This window comes from Prauserella flavalba, assembly GCF_003202235.1.
Classification (GTDB): domain Bacteria; phylum Actinomycetota; class Actinomycetes; order Mycobacteriales; family Pseudonocardiaceae; genus Prauserella_A; species Prauserella_A flavalba.
The window spans coordinates 46440-66542 of record NZ_MASU01000008.1; the positions used below are offsets into that span (position 1 = coordinate 46440).

Genomic DNA, 20103 nt, shown 5'->3' on the forward strand with positions numbered 1-20103 from the left:
CGCGCCTCGTCCTCCCCTCGCCGCGCAGCGGGTAGCCTTCGTGCTCGAACTGGTGTTCGTGGCGAGAGGGAGGCCCGTTGCGCGTGCTCGGTGTCGACCCCGGGCTGACCCGATGCGGGCTCGGTGTCGTGGACGGCGGCCTCGGCCGCACGGTCACCTGCGTGGCCGTCGACGTCGTGCGCACGCCGCCCGACGCCGACCTCGCGGGCAGGCTGCTTCAGGTCGCCGACGCCGTCGAGGAGTGGCTCGACACGTACCGACCCGAGGCCGTCGCCGTCGAGCGGGTGTTCAGCCAGCACAACGTGCGCACCGTGATGGGCACCGCGCAGGCGGGCGGAGTCGTGGCGCTCAGCGCGGCGCGCCGGGGCCTTCCGGTCGTCTTCCACACGCCCAGTGAGGTCAAGGCCGCCGTCACCGGCTCGGGCCGGGCCGACAAGGCGCAGGTCACCGGCATGGTGACCCGGCTGCTCAAGCTCGCGCAGGCGCCGAGCCCCGCCGACGCCGCCGACGCGCTCGCGCTCGCCATCTGCCACCTGTGGCGGGAGCCGATGCGCGCGCGACTGGCCGAGGCGGAGGCGCGGGCGGCGCAGCTCGCCAGGACCCACCGCGCGCGGCTGGCCGCCGCGGCGAAGCAGAAGCCCGGGCAGGGCGGGAAAACGCTGGGAGCGAAGCGATGATCTCCTCGGTGCGCGGAGAGGTGCTCTCCGTCGGGCTCGACCACGTGGTGGTGGAGGTGGGCGGGGTCGGGCTCGCCGTGCAGGCCACGCCCTCGACGCTTGCGACCCTGCGCCGGGGCGAGGAGACGCGCCTGTTCACCTCGCTCGTGGTGCGGGAGGACTCGCTGACGCTCTTCGGGTTCGCCGACGCCGAGGCGCGCGAGCTGTTCGGCCTGCTCCAGACCGTCTCGGGCATCGGTCCCCGGCTCGCGCTCGCCGCGCTGGCCGTGCTCGATCCCGACAAGCTGCGCACCGCGCTGGCCGAGGGCAACATCACCGTGCTCACGCAGGTGCCGGGCATCGGGCGCAAGGGCGCCGAGCGGCTCACGCTGGAGCTGCGGGACAAGGTGCTCGCCGCTGAGCCCTCGGGTGCGGCCGCGGGCGGCGCCACCGCCGCGAGCGCCGTGCGCTCCGAGGTCGTCGAGGCGCTCGTGGGGCTGGGCTTTCCCGTCAAACAGGCCGAGCAGGCGGTGGACAAGGTCGTCGCGGCCGACGCGGGAGCCGACACCTCCAGCGTGCTGCGGGCCGCGCTCACCACCCTCGGCCGAAAGCGCTGACCCGGAACCATGGACGATGGTCACATGACCGACTTCGAGCCCGACGAAGCGGCGCTGTCGGCGTTGCCGCAGACCGGGGAGCGCGAGGTCGAGACGGCGCTGCGGCCCCGCCTGCTCGCCGACTTCGTGGGCCAGCCGCGCGTGCGCGAGCAGCTCAGCCTCGTGCTGGAGAGCGCTCGCAAGCGGGGCGTCCCGCCCGACCACGTGCTGCTCTCCGGCCCGCCGGGGCTCGGCAAGACGAGCATGGCGATGATCATCGCGGCGGAGCTCGGCGCCTCGATCCGCATCACGTCCGGCCCCGCGCTGGAGCGCGCGGGCGACCTCGCCGCGATGCTGTCCAACCTCGCCGAGGGCGACGTGCTGTTCATCGACGAGATCCACCGCATCGCGCGGCCGGCCGAGGAGATGCTGTATCTGGCGATGGAGGACTTCCGCGTCGACGTGGTGGTCGGCAAGGGACCGGGCGCGACGAGCATCCCGCTGGAGATCGCGCCGTTCACGCTGGTCGGCGCTACCACGCGGTCCGGGGCGCTGACGGGTCCGCTGCGCGACCGGTTCGGTTTCACCGGCCAGATGGAGTTCTACACGCCGGAGGAGCTGGAGCAGGTCGTGCAGCGCTCGGCCGACCTGCTCGGCATCTCCGTCGACCCGCAGGGCCGCGCCGAGATCGCCCGGCGCTCGCGCGGGACCCCGCGGATCGCGAACCGGCTGCTGCGCCGCGTCCGGGACTACGCGGAGGTGCGGGCCGACGGCACCGGCACGCTCGACGTGGTCAGGGCGGCGCTGGCGGTCTACGACGTCGACGAGCTGGGACTCGACCGGCTCGACCGCGCGGTGCTGGCCGCGCTCGTGCGGTCCTTCGGTGGTGGCCCGGTGGGCGTGTCCACGCTCGCGGTGGCCGTGGGGGAGGAGCCGACGACGGTCGAAGAGGTGTGTGAGCCTTATCTCGTGCGCGCGGGTATGCTCGCGCGCACCCCGCGTGGTCGCGTCGCTACCGCGGCCGCGTGGGAGCACCTTGGGCTGCAGGCACCGGCCGACGTCACCGGGGTTGACGCGGTGGCGCCGACCCTGTTCGACTGAGAAAGCGCGAGGTGCGCGTGCCGGGCGGTGCTGGCATTCCCGGCGGTACCTGGCACACTCGACAGAGCACATTCAGACAAACTCGGACGTTTCGCTACCGGCGGCGTCCTCCGAATGGAGAACCATGGAAGGCCTTTTCCTGCCGCTGCTGCTGATGCTCGTCGTCGCGATTCCCCTGGTCATGGGTACGCGCAAGCAGAAGCGGATGATGGCGCAGCAGCAGGAGCTGCAGAACAGCCTGGCCCCCGGTGACCGCGTGATGACCACCTCCGGTCTGTACGCGACCGTGGCCGACGCCAGCGACGAGACCACGATCGACCTCGAGATCGCCGACGGCGTGGTCACCACCTGGCTGCGGCAGGCCGTGCGCGAGAAGATCAACCCGGTCGCCGACGACGAGCCGGCCTCCGACGAGGAGGGCGACACGGCACTCGTTGAGGACTCCACGGTCGCCGAGGCCGACGAGAAGGAGACCGAGGCCGCCAAGGGCCCGCAGGTCGCCCCGCCGCTCGAGCACGGCAAGAAGTAGAGGCTCGACCCGTTCACGTCGGTGCGCCACGCTCCGGCGCGGGGCGAACACGGCGTTCACGCAGCACCGAGTACTGTCTCGGTGCTGCGTGTGTTCGCTGTCTCACCAAGGCGGCGGGCGTGTGCGGTGCGACCCGTTAGCCGCTGTACCCAGTTCGAGGAGACCGACCGACCGTGGCACCACCGGCCGGGCAGATCCGCCCGGGACGCTACCTCAGCTTTTTCGTCCTGATCATCGTCGTGCTGTACGGACTGGTGTTTCTCACCGGTGACCGGCAGCCAACGCCGAAGCTGGGCATCGACCTGCAGGGCGGAACCCGGGTCACCCTGACCGCGCGCACCCCGGACGGCTCCGAGCCGTCGCGGGAGCAGCTGCAGCAGGCCCGCCAGATCATCGAGACCCGCGTCAACGGAATCGGCGTGAGCGGCGCCGAGGTGCTCCTCGACGGCAGCAACGTCGTCATCACCGTGCCCGGCGACGAGGGCGAGCAGGCCAAGACCCTCGGCCGGACCGCGAAACTGGGCTTCCGCCAGGTCCTCTACGCGGAACCCGCGGGCGCCGCCCCGCAGCAGCAGCAGCCCGGTACCGGACAGGCCCCGGAGTCCTCGACGCCGCCGACGGGCGAGTCCCAGCCACCCGCCGACGGCGGTGGCAGCGCGCCGCAGGCGGCCCAGCAGCAGGACGACGACCAGACGCCGGAGCAGAAGGCCGCAGCCGAGATCAGGGCGGCGAAAGAGGCCCGGCAGAACCAGGCGCTGGTGCCCGCCAACCCGGGCGACCAGGCCGCCGTCGCCGCCGCGCAGCAGCTCCAGGCGCAGACGCTCGCCGAGCTGCAGTGCAGGCCCGGCTCGGCCGACCCGCTCGTCGGCAACGACGATCCGAAGCTGCCGCTGGCGACCTGCAACGAGGACGGCACGGAGAAGTACATCCTCGGGCCGGTGTTCCTGGAGGGCACCGAGATCGAGGACGCCTCGTCCGGCTACAACCAGCAGCGCGGTGGCTGGGTCGTGAACCTGACCTTCAAGAGCGGTGGCGCCGACACCTGGGCCGACTTCACCGCCGCCAACGTCAACCAGCGCGCCGCGTTCGTGCTCGACACCAAGGTCGTGTCGGCGCCGAACATCACCGAGGCCATCCCCAACGGCCAGACGGAGATCAACGGCCAGTTCACGCAGCAGGAGGCCAAGAACCTGGCCGACGTGCTGAAGTACGGCTCGCTGCCGCTGTCGTTCTCGTCCTCGGACGCCACCACCGTGTCGGCGACCCTGGGACTCGCCTCCCTGGAGGCCGGGCTGATCGCGGGCGCGATCGGGATCGCGCTGGTGTTCGTCTACTGCCTGATCTACTACCGCATGCTCGGCGTGCTGACGGTGCTGTCGCTCGCGCTGTCGGCCGCGATCGTCTACGCGGTGCTGGTGCTGCTCGGCCGCTGGGTCGGGTTCACCCTCGACCTCGCGGGCGTCGCCGGGTTCATCATCGCCATCGGTGTCACCGCCGACTCGTTCGTCGTCTACTTCGAACGGCTCAAGGACGAGATGCGTGAGGGCAGGACGTTCCGCTCCGCGGTGCCGCGAGGCTGGCTGCGGGCCAGGCGGACCATTCTCGCCTCCGACGCGATCATGTTCCTGGCCGCGGGCGTGCTCTACGTGCTCGCGGTCGGCGAGGTGAAGGGCTTCGCCTTCACCCTGGGCATGTCGACGGTGCTCGACCTGATCGTCGTCTTCCTCGTGACCCATCCGCTCGTGGCGCTCATCGCGAAGTCGAAGAGGCTGTCGAGCCCGAAGCTCTCGGGACTGGGTGCCGTGCAGAAACTCGGGGCCAAACGCAGGTCCACCAGCCATGTCGGCGCGACCGCGAAGGAGGCGTGACGTGGCCGGGAAGGAGCACAAGGAGTCCGTGTTCACCCGCCTCTACACGGGCACCGGCGCGTTCGACATCGTCGGGCACCGCAAGCGGTGGTTCATCGCCTTCGGGATCCTGATGCTCGTGTGCATCGGCTCGATGGGCATCAAGGGCTTCAACCTCGGGATCGAGTTCGAGGGCGGCACCCAGATCCAGCTGCCGGCCCAGGGCGCGCAGGGGCCCATCGACCCCGACGAGGCGAAACAGGTCTTCTCGAGCGCGATCGGCGAGAACGCCTCCGAGGCCCAGCAGGTCGGTGTCGGCGAGGCCGCCACCATCCAGCTGCGCTCCAGCACCCTTGACACGGCCCAGGTCGACCAGGTCAAGCAGGCGCTGTTCACCGAGCTGCAGCCGCTGGACTCCAGCGGGCAGCCGAGCAGGGCCGTCATCAGCGACAGCGCGGTCAGCGCGTCGTGGGGCGGGGAGATCTCGCAGCAGGCACTGATCGCGCTCGCCGTGTTCATCGTGCTGGTGACGATCTTCCTGATCCTCTACTTCGAGAAGTGGATGGCCGTCGCGGCGCTCATCGCGCTCATCCACGACATCGTGGTCACCGCGGGTGTCTACTCGCTGGTGGGCTTCGAGGTGACGCCCGCGACCGTGATCGGTCTGCTGACGATCCTCGGCTTCTCGCTGTACGACACGGTGGTGGTGTTCGACAAGGTCAAGGAGAACACCCGTGGCCTGCTGAACCTCACCCGGCGCACGTATCCCGAGGCCGCCAACCTCGCGTTGAACCAGACGCTGATGCGCTCGATCAACACGTCGGTCATCGCGCTGCTGCCGGTGCTCGGCCTGCTGATCGTCGGCTACGTGCTGCTCGGTGCGGGTACCCTGCAGGACCTCGCGCTCGTGCAGCTCACCGGCATGCTCGCCGGCGTGCTGTCGTCGGTGCTGCTGGCCACGCCGCTGCTGGTGTTCTTCAAGATGCGCGACCCGAAGTACCAGCAGCAGGCCGAGCGCGTGCACGCCCGCCGCGCGAACCAGGCCCGCAAGGCGACCGAGCGCGAGGCTGACGAGGCCTTCGACCCCGCCGACGACGAGGCGCTGGCCACCGAGCTGCGCCGCGAGGAGGCGTACGCGGCGGCCGCGAGCGTCCCCGCGCGCCACCCGAAGGCGGCGGAGAAGCGGCAGCAGCGCGGCGGCAGGCCCACCGGCAAGCCGACGGGCAAGCGCAGGCGATGAAGCTCGACGAGGCACTGGATCTCGTCGCGGAGGTTCCCGACTTCCCCGAGCCGGGCGTGCTTTTCCGTGACCTGACGCCGCTGTTCGGCAGCGCGGCCGGGTTCGCCGCCGTCGTCGACGCGCTCGGCGAGGCCGTCGGCGACGGCGTGGACCGCCTGGCCGCGGTGGAGGCACGGGGCTTCGTGCTGGCCGCGGCGGTCGGCTACGCGCGCGGGCTCGGGGTGGCGCTGGTGCGCAAGCCGGGCAAGCTGCCCTCCGTGGCGGGCCGGGTCGACTACGCGCTCGAATACGGCACCGCGACGCTGGAACTGCCGTCCGGTTCCGTGGCCGCGGGCGAGCGGGTCGCCATCGTCGACGACGTGCTCGCCACCGGCGGCACCGTCGCCGCCACGGCCGAGCTGATCAAGGGCGCGGGGGCCGAGGCGACCGGCGTGGCCGTGGTGCTGGAGCTGGCGGCCCTCGGCGGCAGGGCGCGGCTGGCCGGCCTGCCGGTGCACGCGCTGCGCACCCTCTAGGAGCGTGCTGAACAACCCCGCCCGTAGCGAGCGGCGATCCAGGCGGCGGCGTCGCAAGGCGGAGGGAAGCCCTCGTACCGGGTCGTACTCGGGCTTTCCGACAACGCAGCGAGGCGCCGTCTGGGCGTCGCGCAGTAGGGCAGCGATTGTTCAGCGCGCTCCTAGCGGCGGGGAGGGCACGGACGGGCGTCATCGCGGGTTACGCTAGGTGTCTAGCAACCGCGCGATGAGCTGGAGGTGCGGGTGGGCCAAGAGCTCGATTCCGTCGTGGCAGCCCGTTCGGACGGTGACGCGCGCGAGCCGCAGCAGACACCGGGTGCACCGTCCGCGCAGCAGGCGCGCCCGGTCGTGAACGGCGGCGCCACCAGGGCGCCCTCGGCGACCCGGCGGGTGAGGGCACGGCTGGCGCGGCGCATCACCGCGCAGCGCGCCGCGTCCGTGAAGCAGGTGCTCGAACCGCTCGCCGCGATCCACCGCGAGCTGCACCCCAACGCCGACCTCACGCTGCTCCAGCGCGCCTACGACGTGGCCGAGGAGCTGCACCGCGACCAGCGCCGCAAGTCCGGCGACCCCTACATCACCCACCCGCTCGCGGTGGCTACCATCCTCGCCGAGCTGGGCATGGACACCACGACGCTGGTGGCCGCCCTGCTGCACGACACCGTCGAGGACACCGGCTACTCGCTGGAACAGCTGGGCGCCGACTTCGGTGAGAAGGTCGCCCAGCTCGTCGACGGCGTGACCAAGCTCGACAAGGTCAAGCTCGGTCACGCCGCCGAGGCCGAGACCATCCGCAAGATGGTGATCGCGATGGCGCGCGACCCGCGCGTGCTGGTGATCAAGCTGGCCGACCGGCTGCACAACATGCGCACGATGCGCTTCCTGCCGCCCGAGAAGCAGGCCCGCAAGGCGAAGGAGACCCTGGAGGTACTCGCCCCGCTCGCGCACCGGCTCGGCATGGCCACGGTCAAGTGGGAGCTGGAGGACCTCGCGTTCGCGATCCTGCAGCCCAAGAAGTACGACGAGATCGTGCGCCTGGTCGCCGACCGCGCGCCGTCCCGCGACACGTACCTGCGCTGGGTGATCGGGGAGCTCACCAAACAGCTGGAGTCCTCGCGCATCACCGCGAAGGTCGAGGGCAGGCCGAAGCACTACTACTCGATCCACCAGAAGATGATCGTGCGCGGCCGCGACCTCGACGACATTCACGACCTGGTGGGCGTGCGCATCCTCGTCGAGGACGTGCGCGACTGCTACGCCGCGATGGGCGTGGTGCACGCGCTGTGGCAGCCGATGCCCGGCCGGTTCAAGGACTACATCGCCCAGCCCCGCTTCGGCGTCTACCAGTCGCTGCACACCACGGTGATCGGGCCGGACGGCAAGCCGCTGGAAGTGCAGATCCGCACGCACGAGATGCACCGCACCGCGGAGTACGGCATCGCCGCGCACTGGCGGTACAAGGAGACCAGGGGCACGCACAGCGGCAACGCCGTCGACATCGACGAGATGGCGTGGATGCGGCAGCTGCTCGACTGGCAGCGGGAGGCGGCCGACCCTGGCGAGTTCCTGGAGTCGCTGCGTTACGACCTCGCGACGCGGGAGATCTTCGTGTTCACGCCCAAGGGCGACGTGATCACGCTGCCCGTCGGGTCCACGCCGGTGGACTTCGCCTACGCCGTGCACACCGAGGTCGGCCACCGCTGCATCGGCGCCCGCGTCAACGGCAGGCTCGTCGCGCTCGAGCGCAAGCTGGAGAACGGCGAGGTCGTCGAGATCTTCACGTCCAAGGCCGAGGGCGCGGGTCCCAGCCGCGACTGGCTGTCGTTCGCCGGGTCGCCGAAGGCGCGGGCCAAGATCCGCCAGTGGTTCGCCAAGGAGCGGCGCGACGAGGCGATCGAGGCGGGCAAGGACGCCATCACCAAGGAGGTCCGCAAGGTCGGGTTGCCGATCCAGCGCCTGGTGTCGGCCGACTCGATGGGCGCGGTCGCCAAGGAGTTGCGGCACGGCGACATCAGCTCGCTCTACGCCGCGGTCGGCGAGGGGCACACGAGCGCCAAGCACGTCGTGCAGCGGCTCGTCGCGCTGATCGGCGGTGTGGAGGAGGCCGAGGAGGAGCTCGCCGAGCGGGCCACGCCGTCCACGGTCACCCGCAGGCGCGGCGCGGGCGACGTCGGCGTGATCGTCAAGGGCGAGAGCGACATCTGGGCCAAGCTCGCGCGCTGCTGCACCCCGGTGCCCGGCGACGAGATCCTCGGCTTCGTCACCCGCGGCGGCGGCGTCAGCGTCCACCGCACCGACTGCACCAACGCCGACGACCTGCGTCAGCAGCCGGAGCGCCTGGTCGAGGTGGAGTGGGCGCCGTCGGAGTCGTCGGTGTTCCTCGTGGCGATCCAGGTGGAGGCGCTCGACCGGCACCGCCTGCTCTCCGACGTCACCAAGGTGCTCGCCGACGAGCGCGTGAACATCCTCTCGGCGTCGGTCACCACCTCGCGCGACCGCGTGGCCGTCAGCCGGTTCACCTTCGAGATGGGCGACCCGAAGCACCTCGGTCACGTGCTCAAGGTCGTGCGCAATGTCGAGGGTGTGTACGACGTGTACCGGGTCACGTCCGCATCCTGAGCCGCGCGCCTAGGGTGTGGCTCATGACCGACGGGATCGAGCTCGAGCGTGACGGGGAGGTCGCGCGGCTGACGCTGCGCAGGCCGGAGAAGATGAACGCCATCAGCTTCGGCATGTGGTCGGCGATCCCCGGCATCGTCGCCGACGTCGAACGCGACCCGGCGGTGACGGTGCTCGTGCTGACCGGTGCGGGCACGGACTTCTCGGCGGGCGCCGACATCGGCGAGTTCCGCGACCTGCGCTCGTCGGCCGACGGCGCCGCCACCTACGACAAGGCCGTGGAGGCCGCGGTCGCGGCGCTGGCGTCGATGCGTAAGCCGAGCGTCGCGATGATCAGGGGCAACTGCATCGGCGGCGGCTGCCAGCTCGCGGTGGCCAGCGACTTCCGGTTCGCCGCCGAGGGTTCCCGCTTCGGCATCACGCCGTCGAAGCTCGGCATCGTCTACCACTTCGACTCCACCCGTCAGCTCGTGTCGCTCGTCGGGCCGGCGAACGCGCGGTACTTCCTGTTGTCGGGGCTGCTCGTGGACGCCGTGCGGGCGCGCGAGATGGGTCTGGTCAACGAGGTGTTCCCCGCCGGCGCGCTCGAGGAGTCCACACTGGACTTCGTGCGGACGCTCGGCTCGCGCTCGCAGGCCTCGATCCGGGGAATGAACCGCATCATCGAGAAGATCGTGGCGGGGCAGGCGGAGCCGGACTCCGAAGTGGACGAGCTCCGCGCCGCCGCGGTGCACGGCGAGGACTACGCCGAGGGCGTCGCCGCGTTCCTCGAACGCCGCCCGCCGAACTTCACCTTCCGCTGACCCACCTGCCCCAGCCGCAGCCATCCGCAGTGAAGGCCACCTTCACTGCGCTGAACGCAGGCAAGGTGGCCTTCACTGCGGACGGGGTGCGCTTGACCATCATGAGTAGTGCATGTAGTAATGAGTGATGCATGATACGGGGCGGACCGCGAACCTGCTCGGCGCGACCGCGCTCGCGCTGACCGACCTGGCGCTCGGCGGCGCGACCGAGGCCGCGAAGGTCAGCGCGAGCGCCGCCGCCGCGCTGGTCTCGCTGGCGGCACACCCCGGCGTGAGCGTGACCGAGCTGGGGCGGCGCGTCGGGCTGACCCAGTCGGCCGCGGCGCGGATGGTCGACTCGCTGGTGGCGGACGGCCTGGTGGAGCGGCGCGCGAGCCCGTGGCACAGCAGGATGACGATGGTGTACCCGACCCGGGCGGGCGGCCGGGCCGCGCGGAAGGTGCTCGCCGCGCGGGCGAGCCAGCTGACCGACCTCGTCGGCGTACTCGACGAGGACGACCAGCGTACCCTCGACCGGCTGCTCACCACACTGCTCACCCGGCTCTACGAGGAGGTGGGCAACGCCCAGTACCTGTGCAGGCTGTGCGACCGGACGTGCTGCACCACCGACGCGGCGTGCCCGGTGGGACAGGCGGAACGGGACCGGGCATGAACGCGTGGCGGCTGCGGGAGTCCTGGCCCAGCAGGCTCGGCACGGTGTGCTGGGACCGGTTCGGCGAACCGGACGGCGAACCCGTGGTACTCCTGCACGGCACGCCGTTCTCGTCCTACGTCTGGCGTGGCCTCGCCCGCGCGCTCACCGGGCGCCGGGTGTACGTGTGGGACATGCCGGGCTACGGCGCTTCCGAGAAGTTCGCGGGCCAGGACCTCTCGCTCGCCGCGCTCAGCGAGGTGTTCCGGGACCTGTTGGAGCACTGGGCCCTCACCGGGCCCGACGTCGTCGCCCACGACTCGGGCGGCGCCGTGGCCCTGGGCGCCCACCTGCTGCACGGCGTGCCCTACCGCAGCCTCGCCCTGGTCGACGCGGTTGCGCTGGGGCCGTGGGGAAGCCCGTTCTCCCGGCTCGCGGGTGAGCACGCGGACGTGTTCGAACGCCTGCCGCCCGCGTTGCACCGGGCGCTCGTGCGGGAGTACGTCCGCTCGGCGGCCGCGCGCGAGCTGCGGCCGGAGGTGCTGGACACCCTCGTCGCACCGTGGCTCGGGGAGGACGGGCAGCGGGCGTTCTACCGGCAGCTCGCCCAGCGCACGGCCGACGCGGAATACACCGCCGCGATGCGGGATCGCTACGCCACGATCGACCTGCCGGTGCTGGTGTGCTGGGGCGCCGACGACGCGTGGGTCCCCGCCGAGCGGGGCCCCGAGCTCGCCGCTCTGATCCCCGGCGCCCGGCTGGAGGTCCTGCCCGGGGCGGGACACCTCGTCCACGAGGACAGCCCCGTCGCGCTGACCGTTGCCCTGACCGGATTCCTGCGGGGCTAGATCCGCTCCGGAGGGTTGGTCTCGTAGGCGCGCCGCAGCAACGCGGTGAGCGCGGGATCCACCGTCAGCTCCGCGTCGTCGATCGCGGACACCGGCAGGCCCGGGTTACCGGAGTTGCACAGGAACGCGCTGCGCTGGATCCGTGCCCGCTCCAGCGGCACCGGCCGGGTGACACTGGGGACGCCCAGTCCCTCGAGGCCCCGTTCGAGCAGGAGCCGCATCGTGCCGCTCAGCTGGGGCGCCTGCGGCCACACCACGGTGCCGCCGTCGAAGAACCCGGCGTTCCAGATCGAGGCCTCGGAGACGTTGCCCTCGGCGGTCACGAACAGCGCGTCGTCGTAGCCGGCGAGCCGCGCCTGCCGGGTGTGGTGCAGCAGCCCGAACGTGCCGACGTGCTTCACCTCCGGCAGCGGCCGCTGGTAGCGCACCGAGCGCAACCGCACCGGCGTGGTGGGCGCGGCGCTCGGCGCCCGCAGCGTCACCAGCACGTCCGGGTCCACCGGCTCGGGCCGCCCGCCGGGCGCGGCGAGGGAGAAGAGCGTGACCCTGGCGGTGACGTCGCCCGCGCCGTCGACAGCGCGACGCAGGTACTCCCGCACCCGCTCGGTGTCGAGTTCGCTGCCGAACAGCACCCGGGTGCCCTCGGCGAGCCTGCGCAGGTGCGCGTCCAGGCCGCGGGTGTGCCCGTCCCGCACCTGCAGCGAGGTGAAGTGGCCGTAGTTGACCACCGCGGGCACCGCGAGCTGCTCCGCCGTCGCCGGTGCTCCGTTGACGTGCGTGAGCAGCATCAACCGACGGTGACGCCGGTGAACTTCACCTCGGTGTTGGGCTTGCCGCCGCCGGGGCTCGGCTCGAACGCGCCGTCGTGGCCGCCGCGGGCGACGTCGTCGATGACCTTGAGGCCCTCGTCGGAAATCGTCCCGAACACGGTGTAGTCGGGGGAGAGCGGCGCCTCACCGAAGACCATGAAGAACTGGCTGCCGTTGGTGTCAGGGCCCGAGTTGGCCATCGCCAGGATGCCGCGGCCGTACTTCAGCTGCTGGAACGTCTCGTCGGCAAAGGTGTAGCCGGGCCCGCCGCTGCCGCTGCCGGTCGGGTCGCCGCACTGGAGCATCTGCAGGCCGGTGGTGCCGATGCGGTGGCACGAGGTGTCGGTGTAGAAGCCCTGCTCGGCCAAGCTCACGAAGCTGTTCACCGTGCACGGCGCGAGCGCGCGGTCGAGCGTCAGCGGGATGTCGCCGACCGTGCTCTGCAGCGTCACGTTCACCGTGCCCTGCGCGGAGACGTTCTGGCCGTTCGGCGGGTTCACCGGCTTCGCGGGCTCCCCGGAGGTGGGGTAGTCACACGTGGCCGGGTTGGGCAGCGGCCCGGGCCTGGCGGCGGGCTGCACGCGCTGGGTCGGGATGTCGATCTGCTCGGACGACGGCGCGGCCGACGACGACTCGTTCGGCTGCTGCCCGGCGGCGTCGTCGCCACCCTGGGTGGAGAGGACCACGACGAGGCCCGCCACGACCACCACCACGCCGACCGTCACGCCGACGCCGATGATCTTGCGTCGCTTCGCCCGCTCGGCCCTGCGGACGAGCTGCCGCTCGAGCTTGCGCTTCGCGGCCTCGCGGCGCTGCTGGTTGGTCGCCACCTGCCCTCCCAGATCTTCTCGATGTCACCCGCCTGGCAGTAGGCGGCAGTCTATGGGCACTGTCTGTGAGGACCCTGTACAGGGGCGGCTAGGGTGGGGCAGATCCCAATCGTGGAGGTGGATTTCGTGCTCGTCGTCGGGTTCCCGGCCGGCGCGTTCCAGGCGAACTGCTACTTGCTGGCCGCCGACACCGGCCACGACTGCGTGATCGTGGACCCCGGCGAGGGCGCCCGCGAGCACGTCGACGCCGCGCTCACCGAGCACCGGCTCACCCCGGCGGCCGTGCTCGCCACGCACGGGCACTTCGACCACGTCCACTCGGCGGCCGAGATCGCCGACGCCCACGGCATCCCGGTGTGGATCCGGTCCGAGGACCGCGTCCTGCTCTCCGACCCGCTGAAGGGGCTCGGCCCCGAGCTCGCGGCCGCGTTCGCCTCCGTCAGCCTCACCGAGCCGCGGGACGTCCGCGAGCTGGGCGACGGCCCACTCGAGCTGGCCGGGCTGCGGATCACGACCGACCACACGCCGGGGCACACCCCCGGCTCCGCCGTGTTCCGGCTCGACAGCGACGAGGGCGGGCAGCTCGCGCTCACCGGCGACACGCTGTTCGCGGGCTCCATCGGCCGCACCGACCTGCCCGGCGGTGACGTCAGGGAGATCGCCAGGTCGCTGCGCACCCTGCTGACCTACCCCGACGACACCGTCGTCCTGCCGGGGCACGGCCCCACCACGACCATCGGCCGCGAGCGGGCCACCAATCCGTTTCTGGGAGACGGCGGGGGGATGTCATGACCGAACCGGAACCTGCCCAGCGCGAGCCGGGTCCCGAGCCGGACCGGATCCCGCTCTACGGGGAGAACGCGGCGCTGCGCCGCAAGCGCCTGGTGTCCGGGCTCGTCGGCGTCGTGCTGTTCGCGGCGGCGTTCGGCGGCATCGCCGGCCTCATCGGCGGTCAGGTGGCTGGCCTCGTCGTGGCCGGGATCATCGCGCTGCCCCTGCTGTACCTCGTGACGTACAACGCGCGGCGCCAGGTGTGGCTCGAGGGTAAGACCGTGGTGGTGCGCAACTGGGGCAGCAGGCGCATCGACCTCGTCGCGGCGGGACGGATCGACCTGCTGGTCTCCGACGTGCGGGGCACCCGCACGGTGAGCCTGCTGGTCAACTCCGCCGCGCGGGGCAAGGCCATCAAGATCGACCTCGCCGTCTACGCCGGCACCGGCGGCCGGGAGCTGGGCATCCTCGCGCTGCGCAGGCTCGCCGACGCGCTGCTGAACAACATCGACGCCAACGGCATGGTGTTCTCGGAGCTGCTCGTGGCGCAGCTGCGGTCGGAGGCGCGCGGCGACGCCGCGGCCGACCGCCCGCTCTACCGGCTCGCCTCGGCGGCGCCGTCCGGCAAGCTGGTCCAGCGCTTCACGATGGACGCCGTGAGCCGGTTCGTGGCGACTCTGGAGTGACGGTCCGCTCGTCGGCGGCCGTCAGCCTGCGTTCGATCGCCGTCAGCTGCGCGCGCACGGCCTCCAGCTGGTAGACGATCTCCGGCAGCTCCTGCGCGGCGAACACCGACAGCCGTTCCAGCTGCTTGCCCGTCTCCCGCAGGTCGCCGAGCAGCGACGCGATCCTCGGCAGCGCCTCGATCGCCGCGCGCCCCGTTCCGAGGGCCGTGTCCAGCGCCCGGAGAGGGCGGGCGAGCGCTGAGCCGAACATGGCGCCTCCAGCCGGGAAGGTTGCCTGGACACGCCACTTCGTACCGCACCGGCGGCGGCTCCAGGGAGCCGGGGCGCGGCGCTGAGGCTGGTGTGACTAGGGACTACTCGCGGGACTGATGTGGTCCGGCAGGTCCTCGCGGACCACGATCAGCGCGGCCAGGACCGTGGTCACCGGCACCGCGGCGACGATGCCGATACTGCCGGCGAGCGTGCGCACGATCTCCGAGGCGATGTCCTGCGAGCCCAGGATCGAGCCGAGCCCCACACCCGATAGCGACGCCAGCAGCAGCACCGGCAGCGCGGCGCCCGCGTAGGCCATCACGAGCGTGTTGACCGCCGAGCCCACGTGGTCGCGGCCGATGCGCAGGCCCGAGCCGTAGAGCTCGCGCCAGCCCAGCGACGGGTTCGCCCTGCGCAGCTCCCACACGGCACTGGTCTGCGTCACGGTCACGTCGTCGAGCACGCCGAGCGCGCCGATCACGACCCCGGCCAGCAGCAGGCCGCGCGCGTCGATGCCGTGGCCCAGCGACGCGATGAGCGTGGACGTGTCGTCGCTGAGCCCGGTCAGGTCCGACATTGCGGAGAAGATCGCCGACAGGATTCCGATGAGCGTCAGCGACACCATCGTGCCGAGCACGGCGACCGACGTCCGCGCCGACAGGCCATGGGTGAGGTACAGGGCGACGAACATGATCAGCCCGGAGCCCGCGATCGCCACCAGCAGCGGGTTCTCGCCATGCAGGATCGCGGGCAGCACGAACACGGCGAGCACGACGAAGCTCAGTCCCAGCGCGACGAGGGCCGCGAGCCCGCGCCAGCGGCCGAGCACGATCACCGCGAGCGCGAACAGCCCGGCGAGGATCAGCAGCGGCGTGCCCCGCTGGAAGTCCTGGAGCTGGTAGGACTCCGAGTCCTCCGGCTGCGCGCCGCTGTAGGCCAGCACTACGGCGTCGCCGGTGGCGAACCGCGGCGTGCTCGGCTCCAGCGGCATCGTCTTGCGGATCGTGGTGCCGGCCGCGTCGCCGTCGGTGAGCAGGATGTCCACGGCGAGGCACTGGCTGCCGCCCTCCGGCGGTTCCCCCACCTGCACCTGCCCCGGCGCGAGGCACGGCCCCGCCTCGGTGGCGGTCACGTCGCCGTGCACGGGAATCCCGACGGCGTTGGCGCCGTGCGCCGCCGGCTCGCCCCACGGGTACAGCAGCGCGACCCCGGCCACGGTCGCCAGCGCGAACGGGGCGAGCAGCGCGAGCAGCAGCAGCTTCACCCTGCGGGAGGCGGGTTCGGCGGGCCCGTGGCCGTGGCCGTGGCCGACCGGGAGCGCGGGTTTCCCGCCTTTCCCGGGTTCCTCGGGCTCCGTGGGGCGCCGGGGCGCGCGCCGCGGCCGCTCGGCCCGCGGCGTGCGGTCGCGCTCCGGTGCCGGGCGCCGGGTGGCTCTTCCGGAGGCGTGCCCGCGTGGCTCCGGGTCACGGCTGGACCGTGACCCGGCGGGGACCCGGCGGATGGGGCCGGTGTCGTCGTCGGAGATGTCGCGTGGCACCGGCCTATCTTGCGCCAACTCGCCGGAACCGCCCCGCGGGCCCCCGCGTCAGAGCAGATCGAGAACGGAGTCCGGACGGCGGCGTGGCGCGGGCCCTGTCCCGTCGCTCACGTCCGGCTGGGGGTCGGACGTGACCGGGCGGGCCGCCGCCACGCCGTCCCGTTCTCACCCGGCCCCGGCCCGGCCGGATTCCGGCGAGCGAAACGGCCCCGTTGTCGCCGGTGCCGCCCGCCCGGGACCCTCCCGCGTACACCGAACGCGAGGAGGCCGGACGTGGACGAGCGGACGCCGCAGCCGCCGGGGCACAACGAGTTCCGGGTGCGCAGAAGGATCGCGCTGGCCGGCGGTGCGCTCACTCTGGTCGTGTACCTCGCGGTTCCCGCCCTCACGGCGTTCACGACCCTGTTCGACGGGCACCTCGGCCCCGTCGGGCTCGGCTACGTGGCGGCCGCGTTCGCGATCCTGTTCCCGCTCGGCGGCGCCTACGCCTACGGCCGGTGGGCCAACCGCAGGGAGGGGGCGCCGTGAACGTCCTCGCCGTGGTGGTGGTGATCGGGATCGTCGCGATCACTCTCGGTCTCACCAGCTTCGCCGCGCGCCGCAACCGCAGCACCGACGACCACTACATCGCGGGCAGGCGCGTCAGCGGCTGGCAGAACGGTCTCGCACTCGCGGGCGACCAGCTGTCCGCCGCGTCGTTCCTCGGCATCACCGGGGCGGTCGCGCTGTCCGGGTTCGAGGGGATGTACCTCGCGCTGGGCATCCCGGTGGCCTACCTGCTGGTGCTGCTGGTGATCGCCGAACCGCTGCGCAACCTCGGCCGGTTCACCCTCGCCGACGCCGTCGGCGCGCGGTTCGACGGCAGGCTGCTGCGTGGGGTGCTCGCGGTGGCGTCGCTGATCCTGTCCGTGGTCTACATGCTCATCCAGTTCGTCGGCGCCGGCCTGCTCGCGCAACTGTTGCTGGGCCTCGATTTCACGGTCGCCGTGCTGCTGATCGGCGCGCTCATGACCGTCTACACCTTCCTCGGCGGAATGGTCGGGACCACCTACATTCAGGTGTTCAAAGCGGTTCTGCTGCTCGCGACCGTGCTCGTGATGCTCGGCATCGTGATGTCGCGGACCGGCTGGAACCCCGTCGGCCCGATGATCGAGGCCGAGCGCCGGTTCGGTGGCGAGGTGGTCGTGCCCCGGCACGACGACACCACCGCGGGGCTCAACAATCTGTCCCTCAACCTCGGCGTGGCGCTCGGCATCATGGGCCTGCCGCACGTGATGATCCGGTTTCTGACCGTGCGTGACGCCAGGGCCGCCCGCCACTCGGCGCAGTTCGCGATGTGGCTCTTCGCGCTGTTCTTCCTGACCCTGCCGGTCTTCGGCTACGCGGCGCTCAACGAGGTCGGCAGGGAGCGGATCCTCGCCGACAACCCGGGCGGCAACCTCGCCGCGGCGCGGCTCGCGGAGATCATCGGCGGCAACCTGCTGTTCGCGATCGTCGTCGGCGTCGTGATGGCCACGATCCTCGCCGTGCTGGCGGGGCTGTCCATCGCGTCGTCGGGCGCCGTCGCCCACGACCTCTACAACGTCGCCATGCGTGAGGGAAAAGTCAGCCGCCGCAGGCAGTTCGTGGTCGGCCGCGTGGCCGGCGTGGCGATCTCGGTGGTGGCGATCCTGCTGGCGCTCGGCGCCAGATCGCTCAACGTCGCCTTCCTCGCCAACGTCGCGTTCGCCATCGCGGCGAGCACGACGATGCCCGTGCTGCTGCTGACGATCTACTGGCGCGGCTTCAACCGCGTCGGCGCGACGTGGGGACTCGTCGGCGGGCTCGTCGTGTCGCTGGGGCTCGTGCTGATCGGCCCCGACGTGCTCGGCGAGGACCACCTGTTCCCGCTGTCGGTGCCCGCGCTCGTGTCGGTGCCCGCCGGGTTCCTGTGCGCGTGGCTCGGCAGTCTGGTGGGCAGGAACCGGCCCGCGGCGAGGGGTATCCCGTACGACGACCTCGTCGCCAGGGCGTTCCCCAGGCGGCGGAGCACCGGCGACAGCGAGGAAGTGATGGCGTGAACGGGTATTCGACGAGCAGGGCGTTCCTGGAGGCCCTCCACGAGGGCGGCGTGCGGTACGTCTTCGCCAACCTCGGCAGCGACCATCCGGGCCTCGTCGAGGCGTACGCGCGGGCGCGGGCGGACGGCACGCTGGGCGAGCTGCCCGAGCTGGTGATCTGCCCGCACGAGAGCGTCGCCATGTCGGCGGCGCACGGCTATGCGCAGGTGACCGGTGTGCCGCAGGCCGTGGTGGTGCACGTGGAGTGCGGCACGCAGAACATCGGCGGGATGCTGCACAACGCGGCGAAGGGCCGCGTCGGGGTGCTGCTCTACGCGGGCGCGTCGCCGTTCACGCAGGAGGGCGAGCTGCCGGGCAGCCGCAACGAGTTCATCCAGTGGATCCAGGACGTGCACGACCAGCGAGGCATCGTGCGCGGATACACCAAGTACGACAACGAGATCCGCACTGGGCACAACGTCAAGCAGCTCGTGCACAGGGCGCTGCAGCTCGCCCGCAGCGAACCGGCCGGGCCCGTGTACCTCGTCGGCCCGCGGGAGGCGATGGAGTCGCCCGCGCCCGAACAGCACGCGGACCCCGCGTTCTACGGTGCGATCGCTCCGTCGGCGCTCGCGCCGGAGGTGGTCGAGCGGATCGGCGACGCCCTCGCCGGAGCGCGCAACCCCGTGGCCGTCACGTCGTACCTTGGCCGGGACCCGGAGGCGGTGCCCGCGATGGTGGAGCTGTGCGAGACGCTCGCGCTGCCCGTGCTCGAGTCGGTGCCCATGCACGTGAACTTCCCCGGCGACCATCCGCTGCACTGGGGCTACCAGTGGAACGAGCAGCGCGACAACCCGCTGCTGGCGGCGGCGGACGTGGTGCTGGTGCTCGGCAGCGACGTGCCGTGGATCCCGGTGAAGAACCGGCCCTCGCGGGACGCGCGGCTGTTCGTCGTCGACGTCGACCCGCTCAAGGAACAGATGCCGCTCTGGCACGTCGCTGCCGAGTGCTTCGCGAGGGCGGACCTGCGCACGGCCGTCGGCCAGCTCACGGCGTACGTGCGCGACCGGGTGGACGCCGACGTGGTGGCCGACCGGATGGCCCGCGCCGCCGCCGAGCACCACCGGCAGGTTCGCGCTCAGGTGGAGCGGGAGCGGCCGGACGGGGACGTGATCACGCCCGAGTACCTGGTGGCGTGCGTGCGGGAGGCGATCGACGAGAACACGATCGTGCTCACCGAGGCGATCACCAGCTACCCGGTGGTCAGCGAGCACCTGCGCCGCTCCCGGCCCGGCTCGCTGATCGGCTCCGGTGGCGGGTCACTCGGCTGGTCGGCCGGTGCGGCGATCGGGGTGAAGCTGGCCGCGCCCGAGCGGACGGTCGTCTCGTTGATCGGCGACGGGTCGTACCTGTTCGGTGTGCCGTCGTCGGCGCAGTGGGTGGCGCGGCGCTACGGAACCCCGAGCCTGACTGTCATCTTCGACAACCGGGGCTGGAAGGCGCCGAAGATGTCGACCCTCGGCGTCCACCCGGACGGGGTGGCGGCCCAGCGGTCGGACTTCCCGGTGGGGTTCGAACCCGAGGCGGACCTGCCGGGCATCGCCGAGGCCGCGGGCGGGGCGTGGGGCCGGACGGTGCGCGTCGCGGACGAGCTGAAGGGTGTGCTCGCGGAGGCTCTCGACGTGGTGCGGGCCGGGCGCTCGGCGGTGGTGAGCGTGCACGTGCCACCCACCTGAAGCTTTCAGCCAGTGGAAACACTGCTTGCTCCGGACTGTCGTGATCGCCACCATCACG

General features: G+C 71.9%; 20 protein-coding genes. 16 read left to right on the plus strand and 4 right to left on the minus strand.

The window, feature by feature from the left end; translation table 11 throughout:
- Positions 1-77 precede the first annotated feature (77 nt).
- From ruvC to BA062_RS20630, 11 genes are all read left to right on the plus strand, one after another.
- Positions 78-677: a crossover junction endodeoxyribonuclease RuvC gene (ruvC, locus tag BA062_RS20580; RefSeq protein WP_110339189.1), complete on the plus strand. Its 600-nt coding sequence runs from the start codon at positions 78-80 to the stop codon at positions 675-677.
- On the plus strand, positions 674-1273 hold the full coding sequence (gene ruvA, locus BA062_RS20585; RefSeq protein WP_110339191.1) for a Holliday junction branch migration protein RuvA: 600 nt from the start codon (positions 674-676) through the stop codon (positions 1271-1273). The genes ruvC and ruvA overlap by 4 nt, the downstream gene beginning before the upstream one ends.
- Before the next feature lie 24 nt (positions 1274-1297).
- Positions 1298-2353, plus strand: coding sequence for a Holliday junction branch migration DNA helicase RuvB (ruvB, locus tag BA062_RS20590; protein ID WP_245959922.1), 1056 nt, complete (start codon positions 1298-1300; stop codon positions 2351-2353).
- 124 nt (positions 2354-2477) lie between these two features.
- Positions 2478-2882, plus strand: coding sequence for a preprotein translocase subunit YajC (yajC, locus tag BA062_RS20595; protein WP_110339195.1), 405 nt, complete (start codon positions 2478-2480; stop codon positions 2880-2882).
- Positions 2883-3055: 173 nt separating this feature from the next.
- Positions 3056-4750 carry a protein translocase subunit SecD gene (gene secD / locus BA062_RS20600; RefSeq protein WP_110339197.1) on the plus strand — a complete coding sequence of 565 codons (1695 nt, stop codon included), beginning with the start codon at positions 3056-3058 and terminating at the stop codon, positions 4748-4750.
- Positions 4722-5969, plus strand: a complete 1248-nt coding sequence (gene secF, locus BA062_RS20605) for a protein translocase subunit SecF (protein ID WP_110339199.1) — start codon at positions 4722-4724, stop codon at positions 5967-5969. Before secD ends, secF begins: the two co-directional genes overlap by 29 nt.
- Entirely contained in the window at positions 5966-6484 is a 519-nt protein-coding gene (locus tag BA062_RS20610; RefSeq protein ID WP_110339201.1) for an adenine phosphoribosyltransferase, read from the plus strand. The genes secF and BA062_RS20610 overlap by 4 nt, the downstream gene beginning before the upstream one ends.
- Positions 6485-6727: 243 nt before the next feature.
- Complete coding sequence (locus BA062_RS20615) at positions 6728-9103, plus strand: RelA/SpoT family protein (protein WP_110339651.1); 2376 nt, start codon at positions 6728-6730, stop codon at positions 9101-9103.
- Between the two features lie 23 nt (positions 9104-9126).
- Positions 9127-9906: an enoyl-CoA hydratase-related protein gene (locus BA062_RS20620; RefSeq protein WP_168214039.1), complete on the plus strand. Its 780-nt coding sequence runs from the start codon at positions 9127-9129 to the stop codon at positions 9904-9906.
- Positions 9907-10033: 127 nt separating this feature from the next.
- On the plus strand, positions 10034-10558 hold the full coding sequence (locus BA062_RS20625) for a MarR family winged helix-turn-helix transcriptional regulator (protein WP_110339205.1): 525 nt from the start codon (positions 10034-10036) through the stop codon (positions 10556-10558).
- Positions 10555-11385 carry an alpha/beta fold hydrolase gene (locus BA062_RS20630; RefSeq protein WP_110339207.1) on the plus strand — a complete coding sequence of 277 codons (831 nt, stop codon included), beginning with the start codon at positions 10555-10557 and terminating at the stop codon, positions 11383-11385. Before BA062_RS20625 ends, BA062_RS20630 begins: the two co-directional genes overlap by 4 nt.
- On the opposite strand, the gene BA062_RS20635 is transcribed toward BA062_RS20630, so the two are convergent.
- Entirely contained in the window at positions 11382-12173 is a 792-nt protein-coding gene (locus BA062_RS20635) for an aminotransferase class IV family protein (protein ID WP_245959923.1), read from the minus strand. The genes BA062_RS20630 and BA062_RS20635 overlap by 4 nt on opposite strands.
- Positions 12173-13024 (minus strand): peptidylprolyl isomerase, encoded by an 852-nt coding sequence (locus BA062_RS20640; RefSeq protein ID WP_110339209.1) that lies wholly within the window; start codon positions 13022-13024, stop codon positions 12173-12175. Before BA062_RS20640 ends, BA062_RS20635 begins: the two co-directional genes overlap by 1 nt.
- Positions 13025-13150: 126 nt before the next feature.
- Between BA062_RS20640 and BA062_RS20645 the strand changes: the two genes are divergently transcribed.
- Positions 13151-13816 (plus strand): MBL fold metallo-hydrolase, encoded by a 666-nt coding sequence (locus BA062_RS20645; RefSeq protein WP_110339654.1) that lies wholly within the window; start codon positions 13151-13153, stop codon positions 13814-13816.
- Positions 13813-14481: a hypothetical protein gene (locus BA062_RS20650; protein ID WP_110339211.1), complete on the plus strand. Its 669-nt coding sequence runs from the start codon at positions 13813-13815 to the stop codon at positions 14479-14481. The genes BA062_RS20645 and BA062_RS20650 overlap by 4 nt, the downstream gene beginning before the upstream one ends.
- Here the strand turns inward: BA062_RS20650 and BA062_RS20655 are convergent.
- Both BA062_RS20655 and BA062_RS20660 read right to left on the minus strand, forming a co-directional pair.
- Complete coding sequence (locus BA062_RS20655; RefSeq protein ID WP_110339213.1) at positions 14438-14731, minus strand: hypothetical protein; 294 nt, start codon at positions 14729-14731, stop codon at positions 14438-14440. The two genes, BA062_RS20650 and BA062_RS20655, sit on opposite strands and share 44 nt — an antisense overlap.
- Positions 14732-14827: 96 nt before the next feature.
- Entirely contained in the window at positions 14828-16270 is a 1443-nt protein-coding gene (locus tag BA062_RS20660) for a YibE/F family protein (RefSeq protein WP_110339215.1), read from the minus strand.
- A gap of 273 nt (positions 16271-16543) precedes the next feature.
- Between BA062_RS20660 and BA062_RS20665 the strand changes: the two genes are divergently transcribed.
- From BA062_RS20665 to BA062_RS20675, 3 genes are read left to right on the plus strand one after another with little or no spacing between them, the layout of a single operon-like run.
- Complete coding sequence (locus BA062_RS20665; RefSeq protein WP_110339217.1) at positions 16544-16798, plus strand: DUF485 domain-containing protein; 255 nt, start codon at positions 16544-16546, stop codon at positions 16796-16798.
- The gene (locus BA062_RS20670) at positions 16795-18330 is read left to right on the plus strand and encodes a solute symporter family protein (RefSeq protein ID WP_110339219.1); all 1536 of its coding nucleotides are present in this window, start codon (positions 16795-16797) and stop codon (positions 18328-18330) included. Before BA062_RS20665 ends, BA062_RS20670 begins: the two co-directional genes overlap by 4 nt.
- The gene (locus BA062_RS20675) at positions 18327-20045 is read left to right on the plus strand and encodes a thiamine pyrophosphate-requiring protein (RefSeq protein WP_110339221.1); all 1719 of its coding nucleotides are present in this window, start codon (positions 18327-18329) and stop codon (positions 20043-20045) included. Before BA062_RS20670 ends, BA062_RS20675 begins: the two co-directional genes overlap by 4 nt.
- The last annotated feature ends 58 nt before the right edge of the window (positions 20046-20103 follow it).

What these genes read in the sequence shown, in the direction of transcription:
- BA062_RS20620 (WP_168214039.1), top strand. Translation starts at nt 9,127, where the DNA reads ATGACCGACGGGATCGAGCTCGAGCGTGACGGGGAGGTCGCGCGGCTG.
- ruvB (WP_245959922.1), top strand. Translation starts at nt 1,298, where the DNA reads ATGACCGACTTCGAGCCCGACGAAGCGGCGCTGTCGGCGTTGCCGCAG.
- yajC (WP_110339195.1), top strand. Translation starts at nt 2,478, where the DNA reads ATGGAAGGCCTTTTCCTGCCGCTGCTGCTGATGCTCGTCGTCGCGATT.
- BA062_RS20650 (WP_110339211.1), top strand. Translation starts at nt 13,813, where the DNA reads ATGACCGAACCGGAACCTGCCCAGCGCGAGCCGGGTCCCGAGCCGGAC.
- BA062_RS20655 (WP_110339213.1), bottom strand. Translation starts at nt 14,731, where the DNA reads ATGTTCGGCTCAGCGCTCGCCCGCCCTCTCCGGGCGCTGGACACGGCC.
- BA062_RS20625 (WP_110339205.1), top strand. Translation starts at nt 10,034, where the DNA reads ATGCATGATACGGGGCGGACCGCGAACCTGCTCGGCGCGACCGCGCTC.
- BA062_RS20635 (WP_245959923.1), bottom strand. Translation starts at nt 12,173, where the DNA reads ATGCTGCTCACGCACGTCAACGGAGCACCGGCGACGGCGGAGCAGCTC.
- BA062_RS20630 (WP_110339207.1), top strand. Translation starts at nt 10,555, where the DNA reads ATGAACGCGTGGCGGCTGCGGGAGTCCTGGCCCAGCAGGCTCGGCACG.
- BA062_RS20610 (WP_110339201.1), top strand. Translation starts at nt 5,966, where the DNA reads ATGAAGCTCGACGAGGCACTGGATCTCGTCGCGGAGGTTCCCGACTTC.
- secF (WP_110339199.1), top strand. Translation starts at nt 4,722, where the DNA reads ATGTCGGCGCGACCGCGAAGGAGGCGTGACGTGGCCGGGAAGGAGCAC.
- ruvA (WP_110339191.1), top strand. Translation starts at nt 674, where the DNA reads ATGATCTCCTCGGTGCGCGGAGAGGTGCTCTCCGTCGGGCTCGACCAC.